This is a genomic window from Enterococcus hermanniensis (assembly GCF_001885945.1).
Classification (GTDB): domain Bacteria; phylum Bacillota; class Bacilli; order Lactobacillales; family Enterococcaceae; genus Enterococcus_A; species Enterococcus_A hermanniensis.
Map to the genome: position 1 here is coordinate 1 of NZ_JXKQ01000022.1, position 13,931 is coordinate 13,931.

General features: G+C 36.1%; 19 protein-coding genes and 1 pseudogene. 15 read left to right on the forward strand and 5 right to left on the reverse strand.

From position 1 onward, the window contains the following. Nucleotides 1-260: 260 nt before the first annotated feature. Nucleotides 261-650: a DUF5388 domain-containing protein gene (locus RV04_RS12480; protein WP_071858789.1), complete on the reverse strand. Its 390-nt coding sequence runs from the start codon at nucleotides 648-650 to the stop codon at nucleotides 261-263. Nucleotide 651: 1 nt separating this feature from the next. Next, the gene (locus tag RV04_RS12485) at nucleotides 652-1,488 is read right to left on the reverse strand and encodes a ParA family protein (RefSeq protein WP_071858790.1); all 837 of its coding nucleotides are present in this window, start codon (nucleotides 1,486-1,488) and stop codon (nucleotides 652-654) included. 697 nt (nucleotides 1,489-2,185) lie between these two features. Here RV04_RS12485 and RV04_RS12490 point away from each other — a divergent pair. The 11 genes from RV04_RS12490 (at nucleotide 2,186) to RV04_RS13320 (ending at nucleotide 8,815) form a co-directional block, all read left to right on the forward strand. Continuing rightward, on the forward strand, nucleotides 2,186-3,670 hold the full coding sequence (locus RV04_RS12490) for a primase C-terminal domain-containing protein (RefSeq protein ID WP_071858791.1): 1,485 nt from the start codon (nucleotides 2,186-2,188) through the stop codon (nucleotides 3,668-3,670). A gap of 286 nt (nucleotides 3,671-3,956) precedes the next feature. Beyond that, on the forward strand, nucleotides 3,957-4,712 hold the full coding sequence (locus tag RV04_RS12495; protein ID WP_071858792.1) for a hypothetical protein: 756 nt from the start codon (nucleotides 3,957-3,959) through the stop codon (nucleotides 4,710-4,712). 904 nt (nucleotides 4,713-5,616) lie between these two features. Next, nucleotides 5,617-6,015 carry a hypothetical protein gene (locus tag RV04_RS12500; protein WP_211271203.1) on the forward strand — a complete coding sequence of 133 codons (399 nt, stop codon included), beginning with the start codon at nucleotides 5,617-5,619 and terminating at the stop codon, nucleotides 6,013-6,015. A gap of 411 nt (nucleotides 6,016-6,426) precedes the next feature. After that, a complete protein-coding gene (locus RV04_RS13585) occupies nucleotides 6,427-6,741 on the forward strand; it encodes a hypothetical protein (RefSeq protein ID WP_245791097.1) in 315 nt (104 codons plus the stop codon). 30 nt (nucleotides 6,742-6,771) lie between these two features. Next, complete coding sequence (locus RV04_RS13310) at nucleotides 6,772-6,948, forward strand: hypothetical protein (RefSeq protein ID WP_169818213.1); 177 nt, start codon at nucleotides 6,772-6,774, stop codon at nucleotides 6,946-6,948. Nucleotides 6,949-7,406: 458 nt separating this feature from the next. Continuing rightward, nucleotides 7,407-7,547, forward strand: a complete 141-nt coding sequence (locus RV04_RS13590) for a hypothetical protein (RefSeq protein ID WP_245791098.1) — start codon at nucleotides 7,407-7,409, stop codon at nucleotides 7,545-7,547. A gap of 60 nt (nucleotides 7,548-7,607) precedes the next feature. Beyond that, nucleotides 7,608-7,805, forward strand: coding sequence for a hypothetical protein (locus RV04_RS12515; protein ID WP_071858793.1), 198 nt, complete (start codon nucleotides 7,608-7,610; stop codon nucleotides 7,803-7,805). A gap of 273 nt (nucleotides 7,806-8,078) precedes the next feature. Continuing rightward, nucleotides 8,079-8,225: a hypothetical protein gene (locus tag RV04_RS13655; protein ID WP_169818214.1), complete on the forward strand. Its 147-nt coding sequence runs from the start codon at nucleotides 8,079-8,081 to the stop codon at nucleotides 8,223-8,225. Nucleotides 8,226-8,248: 23 nt separating this feature from the next. Continuing rightward, nucleotides 8,249-8,443: a hypothetical protein gene (locus RV04_RS12525; RefSeq protein ID WP_071858794.1), complete on the forward strand. Its 195-nt coding sequence runs from the start codon at nucleotides 8,249-8,251 to the stop codon at nucleotides 8,441-8,443. Between the two features lie 28 nt (nucleotides 8,444-8,471). Then, the gene (locus tag RV04_RS12530; protein ID WP_071858795.1) at nucleotides 8,472-8,651 is read left to right on the forward strand and encodes a hypothetical protein; all 180 of its coding nucleotides are present in this window, start codon (nucleotides 8,472-8,474) and stop codon (nucleotides 8,649-8,651) included. Next, nucleotides 8,648-8,815 (forward strand): hypothetical protein, encoded by a 168-nt coding sequence (locus RV04_RS13320; RefSeq protein WP_169818215.1) that lies wholly within the window; start codon nucleotides 8,648-8,650, stop codon nucleotides 8,813-8,815. The genes RV04_RS12530 and RV04_RS13320 overlap by 4 nt, the downstream gene beginning before the upstream one ends. 62 nt (nucleotides 8,816-8,877) lie before the next feature. On the opposite strand, the gene RV04_RS12535 is transcribed toward RV04_RS13320, so the two are convergent. The 3 genes from RV04_RS12535 to RV04_RS12550 form a co-directional block, all read right to left on the reverse strand. Next, entirely contained in the window at nucleotides 8,878-9,123 is a 246-nt protein-coding gene (locus tag RV04_RS12535) for a toxin-antitoxin system, toxin component (protein WP_071858796.1), read from the reverse strand. A 96-nt stretch (nucleotides 9,124-9,219) separates the two neighbouring features. Next, nucleotides 9,220-9,411, reverse strand: a complete 192-nt coding sequence (locus tag RV04_RS12540) for a hypothetical protein (protein ID WP_071858797.1) — start codon at nucleotides 9,409-9,411, stop codon at nucleotides 9,220-9,222. A 690-nt stretch (nucleotides 9,412-10,101) separates the two neighbouring features. Then, on the reverse strand, nucleotides 10,102-11,040 hold the full coding sequence (locus RV04_RS12550; protein WP_071858798.1) for a Rossmann-fold NAD(P)-binding domain-containing protein: 939 nt from the start codon (nucleotides 11,038-11,040) through the stop codon (nucleotides 10,102-10,104). 455 nt (nucleotides 11,041-11,495) lie between these two features. On the opposite strand from RV04_RS12550, the gene RV04_RS12555 reads away from it, so the two are divergent. The 4 genes and pseudogenes from RV04_RS12555 to RV04_RS13705 form a co-directional block, all read left to right on the forward strand. After that, nucleotides 11,496-11,870: a hypothetical protein gene (locus tag RV04_RS12555; RefSeq protein WP_071858799.1), complete on the forward strand. Its 375-nt coding sequence runs from the start codon at nucleotides 11,496-11,498 to the stop codon at nucleotides 11,868-11,870. Between the two features lie 789 nt (nucleotides 11,871-12,659). Next, nucleotides 12,660-12,977, forward strand: a complete 318-nt coding sequence (locus tag RV04_RS13600) for a hypothetical protein (protein WP_245791099.1) — start codon at nucleotides 12,660-12,662, stop codon at nucleotides 12,975-12,977. A 105-nt stretch (nucleotides 12,978-13,082) separates the two neighbouring features. Continuing rightward, nucleotides 13,083-13,412: pseudogene (locus RV04_RS13700) on the forward strand (C39 family peptidase); the annotation flags it as partial. Nucleotides 13,413-13,460: 48 nt separating this feature from the next. After that, a partial coding sequence (locus tag RV04_RS13705; RefSeq protein ID WP_425429345.1) for a C39 family peptidase occupies nucleotides 13,461-13,931 on the forward strand: 471 nt, incomplete at its 3' end.

Here is a 13,931-nt window from a genome sequence, read left to right on the forward strand (position 1 = left end):
TTTTTAACTTTGCAACAGAACCGATTTACCTAACAATTAGACTTCTTCTATCAAGAGAATAAATATAGAAAAATGCCAGCACCTGGTTTTCACTGGGAGCTGGCATTTTTCTGATGTACTTCAGTACGAAGTGTAGCAAGAGTATAAAATATTTTGGAGAAGTATGCAACAATAGTATGATTCTAATTATAAATTTGTGTATACCGTACTATTTGTATATTTTACTATTTGAATATAAGTAGTAAAATATACAAATTTAGCTATTTTTGCTTTTTCTTCCTATCACGTGATTCATAGGTCTTCATATACATTTCGAACATGGTTCTTTGTTCTGGTTCGATTTGATTTTCAAGTCGATCTAAAAGAGAGGCAACTAAATCGTCTTGTGTTTCAAATTCTAGTGTGTTTTGTAAAGCATTAATTCTATTAACATTATACTTTTGAAGTCGTATTGTACTATACACTTTATTTTTTCTTGGCCGGCCAACTGTTTTTGATTGAGAAGACTCATCTTTGATTTCGTTCTGGACAGTGGTCTTCTTTTGTTTAGAAAACTCGTCTAAGTTAAAAGTTGACTTGGGTTCAGAAAGTGGTGTTTCTTTGATTTCTTTAGTTTTTCTCTTTCTATTAGGATCTCTTTCAAATTCCATATTAGTCTTCGACCTCGATTCTCTCAATAAACTCATTGGCTATTGCACTGTAAAGTTCATGTATACGTTTATCATGATAATCCCAAGTGTCCGTAATATCGGGATCAGCAATCCCTTCTCTATCGTATCGTTTTAGACGATCTCTATGCTTAACAATATTTGAAAAGACGTTTTTTGTTCCGAAAATTTCAATCGAATCCTTAATAATTTGGTTATCTACGCCGGAATCATTTTTCATTAATACTGGAAGAATACCAGCGATTCCGAAATCTACATTTTCATATTTATTATAAAATGTCTGAGCGTATTCCCAAAAGGCTAGCGCCCCATCTAGAGAACGTTGTTGAGTTTGTAAGACAACAACAATTAGGTCAGAACTATATATAGCCGAATTTGTGTATATTGATATTGTTGGAGGACAATCAATAATTATGAGGTCATATTGATCCTCAATTTCGCTTAGTAAATTTGAAAAATGAGCAATTCTAGTTTCCTTGTAGTCTGGTACATCAGGTGGAAAAGTCAATTCAAGATAATCTGGGTAATCGACAAAGTCTTTGTTTGATGGTAACAAAAACAAGTTGTCCATAATTTCTACTACTGATGGTTCTAGGTCATTTTCTTGAATAGCAACCATCATTGTTTTATCGATGTCTAATGGTTCTCCATGCTGTCTTCTGTAAGTCCTATTTAATAATTGAGTTGAATTTGCTTGGGGATCTAAATCACAAAGTAGTACTTTGTAACCTTCTTTTGCCAATTCATATGAAAACATTACTGAGTTTGTGGTCTTACCAACGCCGCCTTTGAAATTTCCAAATACTATTTTTTTTACCAAACTGATACAACCTTTCTCATTTCGATGTCTAACATTATTTACTACAAAAATACTATAACATAGATAATATCTTACTACAATAAATATTTGCGAATTATTACTATTTGTATACTTGTATATTCTACTATTTGCATACTTGCATTTTTGTATATCTTACTAAAGCACTATTTGCATATTATACTATTTGCATATTTGTATACATTAACAAGTAGATCGGAAAAGTTGATTAATTAGGACAACTAGCTAAAAGGTTTAAAGGGATAACACTATTTGTATATTGCTCTACAGTACTATTTGTATATTTGTATATTATACTATTCAAATTAATTTATTTATGTATATTCGTATATCTGTATATTTGTATACTTGGATACGAGAAATATTTCAGGGGTATTATCAAAGGGGATTATGGGGTACAATCTTTTTTGAAAATAAAAGAAGACGAATCATAAAGCGAATTGGCGTTCACTTCATGAAAATCGTCTTAATGTGTTCTTCTCTTTTTTCAAAAAGAAAGTGATTGGTAGTCACTTTTGCTGTTTAAATTAGTCAATTTATTCTAGCTCATTTTTTGAAAAAAATCAATAGTAGAAGGCTTATTTAAGTGTGCTTCAATGCCCTTTTTAGGTCTTTAATTTGAATTTGGAGAACACTATTATTTAGTGTTCTCTATTTTTTGTGTCTGGAGGTGTGTCAAATGAATTTAACTAGTGTATATGCAGTGGTTTTGAAGGATGGATTACGTAAATATAAATATAAAAACAGCAAACTCAAACCTGTAGGTTCGTCTGAAGGTAATAAAGGCGCGATTTTCGGTTATCGATCGAAGGATCTCATGATCCAGGGGCGAGGTGTTGTGATTACTTCAGAAGAGGGCTTGAGTGAAAACGAGGATCAGTTCACTCATTGGACGCCAAACGTCTTCAGTTATGGCACGTACACCAACAGCGACCGTCAATTCGTCAAAGGACACAATGAAAATAATCTGCGTCAAATCAACACTTTTGTTGTTGATATTGATATTACCGGCGAAAAATTTAATCACGGTGAAATCGTTCTTGCGGCGTATGATCGTTTGGGCTTGTTGCCAACGATGATTTTAGATACTCCAAAAGGATATCAGGTTTATTTCGTTTTACGTGACGCTGCGTACGTGACTAAAAAGAGTAATTTTAAAGTGATCAACGTTGCAAAACGTATCTCTGAAAATATCCGCAAAGAATTAGCGAAAGACCTTCCAGGCATCGATGTAGGGTGTAATCATTTTGGAATCGCTAGAATTCCGCGAAATGACAATGTTCTCTTTTTCGAAGAGTCGTACTCTTATTCGTTTCAAGAGTGGTTGAATTGGTCAATGACTCAAGCTGAAGATAACAAAGCGGAAGTCATTCCGTTTCCCCATCAAAAAAATGAGATCCGCCAGCTAGATGAAAAGTGGGTGGATCTATTGATGAACTCCGAAAAATTAATCGGCTCAAAGGGTGTACTAGGTCGAAACAACGCTATTTTTACCCTTTCTTTGGCTTACTACGCTTCAAAGTCACCAATTGAAACATGCGAATACAACATGATCATGCTGAATGATCGTTTAAAAAATCCACTCAAAGAGTCTGAGATCAAACGGATTATTAAGAGCGCGTATTCATCAAAATACGAAGCAGCATCAAAAGACTATATTAGGGAAATCTGCCATACCTGGATTGATTCGAGTTTGACTGATGATCAGTTGTTTTCACAACCAAAAGGCTGGTATAAATTCAAAAAGGATCGTAAGGAACGTGTGAAATCTCATTCAAAAGAGTGGCAACAAGATATCCTTGCCTATTTGTCGAGCCAAAGTTATACGTATAAACCGTTTGTCTATTCTACAAAGAAAGAGATCCGCGAAGAAATCGGAGTACCAGAACGATCTTTCGACGCAGCGCTTAAAACGCTGAAGGAAAAGAACCAGGTATTTTATCGTGTGACTCGTGGCCGCGGCGGCGGAATTATGATCGCTTCAGTCAAGGCTCTTATGAGAACGATCATCTTAACGAAGAAAGAAGTACGTGAGGCTTATTTTGAGGCGATTAGAGAGGCTTTCCTTGTGCCAGGTACGTTAGTTCAAAAGGTATTTTATCAGTTGTTACCAGCTAAAAAAGCTTACACAGAAATCGAACTAATCAGTTTAGAATCAGGCTAAAAGTTAAACCCGCAAACTGCCTATACATTATATCTATGATACGTGTCCTCGGATTTTTGCACGTTTGAGTATGCGCCTTAGCGCTGGTTGCCTTAGCAACTATTTGGACTGTCCTAAGTTACCAGGGGTTACTAATTTTAGCTGGGCCTTAGCCCAAGGACGTTCCGTGTACTTTTTCGTCGTTGTGAACATATCTAGACTTTTTGATTAAGCTTTACTGCTGGCGATCGCTAGGGTAGGGTTGAGACAGAGTGGTTTAAAAATAGTTTATGGGGGAGTGATTTTAGTGTTAGCAAAAACTGTACACGTTGTTCTTGAAGACAGAAAGATCAATGGAGCCGTTAAATTAAGAAATACAGAATATTATTTTAGAGTGGATCAACAGAAGATTGCTGAGGATTTGAAGCCTGGAACGCTCGCTTTTTCTTCAGATGGACAGCTTGTTTACGTTCTCGAAGTAATCGATGATCGAACGCCTGAAGAAGAAGCTGCATACACTGGGGTCTTGACGAAAATATTTGATGAAGATCCGGCCATAAAGTCAGGTGAAAAAGCCATCGAGCAGCAAAAAAGGTCAGCTTTTGAAAAGGTTGTTTATACAGGAATTATTGTTGAATTGGTTGATAAGAAATTCAAACGGACTGACAAAAACTTAAAGTTCAAGTCTTCAGAGAAGATCAATGACAAGATCTCTAAAGGGGATATTGTGCCTATCATATTGCATACGAAGGACGGCCGGAAAGAGAAATTATATGTTTTAGTTCAGCGGATTATTGAGAATGCGTCACAGAAACAGCGATTCATGAATACAAGACGAAGACCCGTGAGTTGGTTGTATAAAAAGACGGAAAAGGGCTATAAGAAAATGAAATACGCAGATGTAGTCAAGGAGCATAAAGAAGTCAAGAAAACAAAATCGCCAACCATGCCAAAGGAGAACAGACAGTCTGAATCTGTTAAAAAAGGAAAAGCCAGGGACGGAGCAGATAAAGAGTTCAATCGAGAAGTCCACGATTTTGTGATTCGAAAACGAAAAGATTAGGCGTGAAATTGAATCTGATAACTCTTTTTTGAGAGGCGGGATTTTAGCACATTTTGCGTGGATATTCCAAAAATATCATGAACGGGTGTTTTTCAATCCTAAAAGGTAAAAAAACAAAAACGAACATGTGTTCACTTTCGGTTAGAACTCTGTTATAATTATCTGTGAGATTAAGACGTCTATCTCATTTGAAAGCTATTTTGATTATTTGTCTATGTAAAAATATTCTGATTCGCAACTATTCTGACAATTTATTTTTTCAAAATTCTTATTGTGCTTAATATAGTTACGAGGTTAAATATAAATAACGTTGACTTGCTAGTTGATTGGATGAATATGCCGTTTTATGTAGGAATTGATCATGTGAAGTATCGAATAAGAGAACAGAAAGAAAGGGGATAAAAAAAACAGAGAATTAGTATACTTGGCTAAGTAATTTATACTTGAGAGGTTGTTAGAATGATTCTTTTTTAGAACTACTTCTTGACTTAACAGGAATGAAAGGCTTAAACTGAAAGCGAATTAGTTCTTGCCTATCAAGCAGGATGCTATATTGTTTGAAAAAAATAACCAAAGGCTCAACTGATCTCGGGAGTTTATCAGGCTCCGTCAGCGATCAGAAGAGGTAGTAAGTGCATACCTTACTACGTTAACCCTCGGCTGTCATGGATTTCTCCAGACATTCGTCATTATATCAAAGTTAGAATAGTATTGTTAGAATATTTCACCCAAAAGGGAACGAATTTTCGAGTAATAGGACTTCTATTGATATTTTTTAAATGCGAATGTTGGATAAATGCACCCCATGAGTCGAGTAAGGGATACGTAGTGTAGACTACGTATCCCTTTTTTTTTTGTTTGAGACAAGAGCTGATTCTTATTAAAAAATTTTTGGAGGTGTCCTATGGGTGCGATTGGGATTGAGGTACGAGCAAAAGATTTAGAAGCAGTAAGTACAAAAATAAAATTATTGAATAATCAAATTTGGTTTTTGGAAGAAGGATTTGCGGTGAAGTATTGCTACTTGTTTGAGCATGGACGGAAAGTACCTGTTCAGGTAGATCGTGTGAGCGTCGAGGAGATCTTTCCCAAGATCCGGTTCATCTTTGATCAAAAGAATCAAGTGATCGCTGAGAGAGCATGTCCAGGTACAAGGCTACGAACGACTAGAAAAAATAAGTGGCTTTCAGTAGAGAATGGCTCTGGGAACAATCGTGCGTTGTATTTTTATCAAATGATCCAGCGGATTGAAGATACGGAGTATGCAAAGCAAATGCTAGAATATTATTACAGCGAAAAATGAATGATTTCTTAACAGAATCAAAGAATCAAGGTTAAACGTTTATTGTTTGCTAGATAACCACTAGCAATTATCTTTCTAACACATTATCCGAAAGCACTGATGACGAGGGTTTTCGGAACCAAAACTGAATAGATGAAGTTCGGGATGTAGAACCCCCTCCAAATTAATCAGCATGGCTACTAAGGGATTTGGAGTAACCATTCAAAAGAAATGGTGAGCCACCAAACATTTGAGGATTTGCGAAGACGTATGATCGATACTGAGCGAATATCCGGCCTCAATAGGAGTTAGATTTCTCCGGTTGTAAAAATCTGCGAAAGCTTTTTGTTCTACGAATACACAATTATTTAGTAAACAATAAACGTTTAACTAGACACTATGTATCCAGGATACAAAGAAGGGAGCATACCAATGCGAGAAAGAAAAACGATCACACTTCCAATCGGAAAAACAGTCGATCCTATTTGGGATAAAAAGAATATCATGGTAGCAATCAAAGTCATGCCAAACATGAGCTTGTCACTATTTGAAAATAAAGTACTAGACGGTCAATCCATTTATAACTTAGAGAGGATTGTTTTAGTTACAAAGTACAAAAAGCAAACAGAAATCCCTATTAAGCAGGTTGTTTTAGCAGCTGACGGCAGCTATCGCTGCTACGTCACTGATGACGTGAATATCAATCGTGGCGAATTAGTGTTACCTCGTATGAAGAAGAAAAAGTAGGGGCCACCCTATAGTGAAGGAGGGCCCACCTTGCCTACTAAGAATCCGCGAAGGAAATTTGTCTTCAAAAAAGAAACGAGCGAAAAGCTTGATTGGTTAGTAGATCAACAGAATAATAATTCAAAGAAAAAAATTTATCCATGTGAAGTTGTAGAGGAGTTGATAGAAAATGCATACATCATACAAAAAGCCTTCGGAAAGACATGAAGTCGTTCAAATGATCAATCGTGTTTCTATGAGGGAGTTAAGAAAAGATTTGAGAAACGCAAAGTTTTTATCAGTATTTAGCGCTATTTTAACTATTGGTTTGTATTTTGTCGGCACGGGTTATATAGTTTCTGCTTTTTGTACGATTCTGTCCTATGTTTCCGCAAAGATTATTGAAAGTGCTCTTATGAGATCACAAATAAATTGACAAGATTTATGTTCAGCTGAAGTCTGAGAAAAATTTACAATTAGAAATTACGGATTTTTAATTGAAGGAGGAAATCGAATGATGCAGCAGTTGTTAACGAAGAGTGAACAATTTAAGTCATGAGACATTATCAGAGTTGTTTCCTATGAACATAATTGCGGTTTAGATGAAACAGTTTTTACAGCGATTGTTGTTGATGCCAAGGAGTGTTTCATAGCTATTCCACAAGATTTCCAAGGGCACATCTTTAATGCAGCGAAAAAAAGGAGCAGCTTGGGAAATAGAAATTGATTGGCTTTTAGAAAACGATACGGAAGTATATCTGATTGAACGATTTGATGATTTAGTGTCAAAGTTTTGGAAAGATGTCATAGGAGAACAAAATAAGTGAACGGAGAAATACCTGTCTGAAAAAGTTCATAAGTATGTGGCTATCACGGAGGAAAAGTAAATGGATAAAATTTTTGAGAATGTTTGGAATCGAAGAGACGAGGCTTTAGCTTGGTACACAAATGTAGAGAAAGATTTTAAGCGTGAGCAAGGCATTGATCCTAAGAAGCTTGCAAAGATTTGCAAGGAAGAAGGAACAACGATAGATGAATTTCTTCCCTACGCACAAGAACGAGCAAAAGCAGAAAACGTACAGTAATGGCGGAAATCAAAAGTATTTCAAAGGGAGAATATAGCTTCATATCAAGCTTTTAAACCAACATCAAAAGTATTTCAAAAGTAAATGCTTTGATTGGAACATTAGCAGAGGAAAGGATGACTGTGATGATTAAAGGCAAGAGCAAATTTGATTCAGAAATATTCTACGGCGATTGGAATAATTAGGGTGGATTCAGCAAACAAAAATATACCAAAGAGGAAGCAATCGAAGCATGGCGTAAAGAAATGTTTGGTCTTGATAAAGATGTGCCATGTGTTGTTGAAGATGCATTTGTTAGATATCGTGTGGGTCAAAATGAAGACCACGAACCATGTGCATGTTGGTGGCTCGAATGGGAAGACTACGGGAGTAAATCTGTTCCTGCTTGGTCAATACGGGAAGCAAGAGATTATGAATTAGTAAGTTAACGGAGGATACAGCCTATGAAGGGGCTATTTTGGAGAAAAGAGGAAATTAAAATGGAAGACAAATTTGTTAAAATTAGCGCCACTACATTAGCTGAAATTATTGGTGGCTTGTATTACGGCAGTGATGAGGATTTATCCAGAACAGAAGATTTAATTGAATGGTTAGAAGCGCACACTGAACAATCAGTTTTTGTGAATATGGAAAAGTAAGTAATCGGAGGAGATACAGGAGGCTTTCATGAACAAACAAGAAGTTTTAGCAGAGCTACAGAAGAAATATGACGAAGCAATCGAAGCACAAGAAAAATGTCTTGTTGGATTTGACATGTGGCAAGTATATGAAAATAGAGCTATTGCCTACTCTAATGCAATAAGTATCGTTCATCATCTGGATGAGAAAGTGATGGTAAGAAAATGATCAATAAAAAATATCGGACAATTTATTCGAGTGTTGTTCCGAAGGGTTCAATTGGAACTTGTGTAGATGTGGAAGTTGGAGTCCTAATTGCTTTCAGACTTGAATTTGCGAATGGTGAATCATTATGGTTCATGAAACGAGACTTGGAAGAGGCAGAAGAATAGCTCCAGTAACGACGGGAATCAAGGCATAAGTTGCATAAATAAAAAAGACTCTGCTTTAGAGTCTAATTAAAGGACACACTTTGTTCTTTTAATTGTTTGATTATCTCAGTGACATAAGCGTCTTGAAAATTTTTACGGAAGGACTTTAGAAATTCCTCAGAAAAGAAATCAAAATTTTGTTCTGAATATGCTAGTAATTCTTCAGGAGTTTTAAATTCTGCAATAACAGAAGCGCTGTCGAAAGAATCAGCTACGCGCAATGAAACTGATTTCATTAAAGAAACAACATCAATTTGTGTTCTTAACATAAAAATCACCTCTTCTGTTGAGTGTAACATAATTGAATAGAACTATCTGAAATTATCCGGTAACCCACGTCAATAAAGGAGAAGCATTAAACTAATCTAGTGATTTTTAATCTTCATTAGTCCAATGTAAAAGGATTTAGAAATAGATTTACCACATTTTTTACAAGCATAATCTCGAGTGGGAATATCGTTAAAAAACTCTTTTTCATACTCATGATTACACTCTTGCTCTTCTTTTTCTAAGTGCAACTTTCTTAATTCAAGAGAACGTTCTAATTCAATGGACATAGATACTCACCTTCTGCGAATTATTTTTACCACAAGCAATTTTTTTAAGGGGTAAAAAGATAGTTTTAATAAACCAACTAACTCAGTTTATTGAAGAAAAAACACTGAGCAGTTAACTCAGTGTAAAAGACAGGACCTATTTATTCATAATTTTTTTACAATTATTCACAGCGCTTTTCATTGTATCAAAACTATTGATATCAATGTCGTAGATAAACAGATTCATTTTCATTGATTTGATTTCCTTCAAATTCAAAACGGCAAATATACTTGTAATATTTTTGGATTTAGAATTATTGAAATGGGCTTTTTCTAGGGAAGAGTACATTCGATAATTAGAAACATAAACGTGTACAGGATAAAAGTTAATCATTGTTTTCACATCCTCGTGGTATTCAATAACCATAACATCAAAAAGACCTCTAATGTGGATACTAGGAACAACGTAAGTAAAACGTAACAACGACCATGATTGACGAACAAAACCAGCTGTTTCCGCAACTGGCTTAGAGCTAAAATGATGTACTTCGACTGTTTCTTTAGCTCTGCATTAGTATAACACGTATATTTTTGAGAAGTTTATAAATGTTCTAACGAACATCAGATGAGTCGGCTACTCAACCTAGCAATAATATCTGAAATAAGATTTGAAAAATATTGCCAGTGGAGTTGAACTATTGTTCAACATTACTATTTGTCTTCAATTTCATCAATGAAGGCTGAAATATCATTTTTGAAAATGTACTTACTAAATTGTTCGCTTAGGATTTGGCTGACATTTCGGTAAGCGAAGGTAGGCGTGTTAGGTAAAGTATAGTAATAAATACCATTTTTTTGATAGATCGGATCAGGCACGGTCGTTGTCTGATTTCCTTCAATTGCATTTCCAGCGTCCGCTGCTATATCAATAATAAAGGCCCCCGTTTTTAATTGCCCTTGCTCTGCAATAGTCATAATGGGCTTACCCGAATCGCCCACTTCAATGCCGTTAATGATAATCGAGTATTTAGAAAGTTGTTGTTTGAATTGCGGAAGTGTTTTTCGATAAAAAAGTCGGACAGAAGAAGAAATTTTTGAGATCGCATGGAAAGCACCTTGAGCTGCATTTCCGGACCCTAAAATAGCAATCTCACAATTTCTATTTGGTAATAAGCCAAAACTCAAGAGAGCATGTAATACTCCGGCATAACCAGCATAGAAGCTGTTTTGATAAACGAAGTTTCTAGGAATCAACTGTGTAGGATAAGCATTTTCCTGATAGTACATCATGGGTCTTTGATTATCGATATCAAGAATATAGAGATTTTTAGGAATTGCTTGAGTCTCCATAAATTCTTTACCTGATCCCAGTGGATGAGTCCAACCAATAATCATCTGATTTTGACGAATCAAGTCGTAATCAGATGGTTGGAGGAGTTTGAGAGAGAAGATTCCCTCACAAGAGGCAAAAATTTCAGAACGGGTTAAAATAGTGCAACCTGCTTTTCGATAATTATCATCAGGGATACTTAGCGAGTCACCAAAACCATTCTCGATATAAATTGAATTGGCGAATTGCTTGATATGTTCAGGTAACAAAGGGACGCGACGCTCATTTGGAAAATTTGACTTTATAAAACCTAATTTCATAATTCCAACTCCATTTCAATTTTAGTTTTTGTATGGATTTGTTCTCAGAGAAATGTTTCATGAGGCTGTTTTCGTACATCTTCAGTCTAACACAGTTTTGAGGTGGAATTTTAACGTTCAGAGAGGATGCGTCCGCTAACGGAGGAAAGGAGATTTAGCAATGAAAAGTCTAGTTGGATCCACGTAGGGTCATCCATTACTCTATTTACGAGGTTACTACCGATTGTATCAGCAAACTAGAGATTAAATTAAGAGACAAGAGATTATAGAGAAAATGAGCGAATTATCGACAAAAATCGTAAACAGTTTTTGATGTCCGAAGGCTGAGATAGGGAGTTTGTAGAGATAGTTCAGTTACTTGGATATAAAATTGATTTAGTAGAGGAAAAAATATTGAAAAACTTAGATGAATTATCAACTTAGCTAGCAAGCGTAAAACTTCAAGGAGGGAAAGAATGAAACAAGAAAGTATTGTCCAATCGAATAATGAATTACTAAATGATAAAAGGGTATTAATGGTTAATCCCAAAGACGAGGTATCTGTTAAAACAATCAAAACAGATAGCAGAGGGTACACAAGGCTAATAGATCAGTATTGCAGCAATCACTTTGGTAAGAGTTTTACTTTTAAGGACTTCAACAATTGGTTAGTAAATAGAGGCATTAAGGTGGTTCAAAATAACGGAACAACAGCATTAACGCAAGCAATATTTGTCTCATATATTAGTTATCACTATATTCTAACGAAAAATTATAGACAAGATAAAGAGGTTGGATTGGAAATAATCATGAATATAGAAGACAAAATAAGAAGTAATAATAAACATTAACGATTACAAATAAAGAGGATAATTAATATAGAAATGAGTGAGCATAATGACCATTTGTATTGAATTATTCACCGTTCAAGGTATGGGCCTATCAATTGCTATCCGCTTTCTTTAAGCTTAATGTTAGGAGTTTTTGATCTTTTTTATCTTAGGAAGAGTGATTGAGCATGAAACTATACATCATTGAGACGAGAGAATCAACGAAGACAACCAATGGATGGAAGCAAATTGCCGTTTCCAATGTATTGGCTAATAGTTCATATAAAGCGCTGAACATTGTTAATGAACAGTATGAATCAGATGAATACATTCATAAGGTCGTATCTAGCATTGAACTGCACAATAAAGTTTTTATAAGGACTTATTACCCTAAATGATTTTTATGAAGGAAAGTAAGCGTCGCTTACTGAAGGGCAACGGTTAGAATAAGTGAAAGATCAAAAGTGAAAATTTTTACTTGTAATGTATCGGAGGAAGTTGTTAGTCATGCATACGAGATTAAAGAAACATTCGGAAAATGAAAACCTAAATAATTTGAGTGTATCTGAATTAAGAAACGACCTGAGAAAAGTTTTAATTCTTACAGGGTTATGTGGTTTATTATCTTATATTACTTTTCAGACAGGTGAATGCTTCAGAGAGTCCTTGATGTGTACTTTCTTAGGAGTGATAGCTTCTAGCGTGATCGGTAGTTTCTACTTCAAAGCTAGAAGAAAGTAACAAATTGAATAAAAAGATTTTTTTGAAATAACGATCAGTAAGGTCATGGTATTAGGAAAGAGGGAAAATATGAAAAAGAAGTGTTGGAAATTATTAGTTGTTGGTTTGTTAACGGTTCCCTTAGGGCTGGGAGGAATTGTTCAGGCGGAAAATGTCCTTGAACAATCGTCTCAAACAGTCCAATCAGAAACCAGTACGACTGAAACAAGCGAAACTCGAAAAAATAGAACCGAAGAAAGTCAAACGCAATCAAGCCAGTCAGAAAGCGACCAGCCGAAAGCTGAACAACCCGAAACTCCAGATGTGACCAATCTCAATCCTGCTGTAAGGGCGGTACCTGAACAAGAGGTTATGGCTCCCAATCCAGAAACTGGTGAGATTGCCTAAGAAGATGCACGCAGCGCGTCACTTCCTGTCGAAGCGTATGCAGCAGCAAGTCTAAAACCTGTTTACCGCGTGTACAATCCGAATTCAGGATAACACTTACACACGTTAAACGGTGGCGAAAAAGACAATCTAATGTCATTAGGATGGGTCTATGAAGGCATTAGTATGCAAATTGATGGCAGCGGTAGTAATCTGTACCGTGCCTATAACCCGAACTCAGGCGAGCATTTTTATACCAAAGATTCGAAGGAAATCGACAAAATCAAACGTGCCGGCTGGCGCTATGAAGGTGTCGCTTGGAAAGTACCAAACGGCGGCCAAAAAGTTTATCGCGTGTTCAATCCAAATGCACGAGACGCTGGCAGCCATCATTATACGTTGTTAGAATCTGAAAAAAGTGATTTGGTCAGACGTGGGTGGCGGTACGAAGGCGTTTCTTGGTCTGTCACTGGTGGCGCGGTTCCTGCTAAATCAACGAACATCATCAATAGTGTTCCTTATGTTAGCCAATACACACCTGTGAAGGCGCCTTGGGGATGTGCGTCTGCTTCGTTAGCAATGATCCTTGGATCAAAGAATATCCGACCAAACCTAAGAACGATGCAAGACCGCTTGCCAATGTATCCAAGTAATCCGAATGGCCAAAAAGGAAATGTGTATACTGGCGCTGGCTTCGGTTGGGTGATCAAACCGAATGCGTTAGCAGCATATGGTAAAACCTATGGCGGAAATACAGTAGATATTTCAGGATCAAATACCGTACAAATTATTAATCGTGTGTTGAATGGTCAACCCGTTCTATATTATGGCTTTTCTTCGTACCAGAAGAATTCCGATAAGAATAGAAATCATGCAAAAGTGATCGCTGGGTACAATAACGGGAAATTCTTAGTCTATGATCCATTGTATTATTCAGCAAATGCAGGCGCAGGTGTCAAGGGTCACAAAAAAATG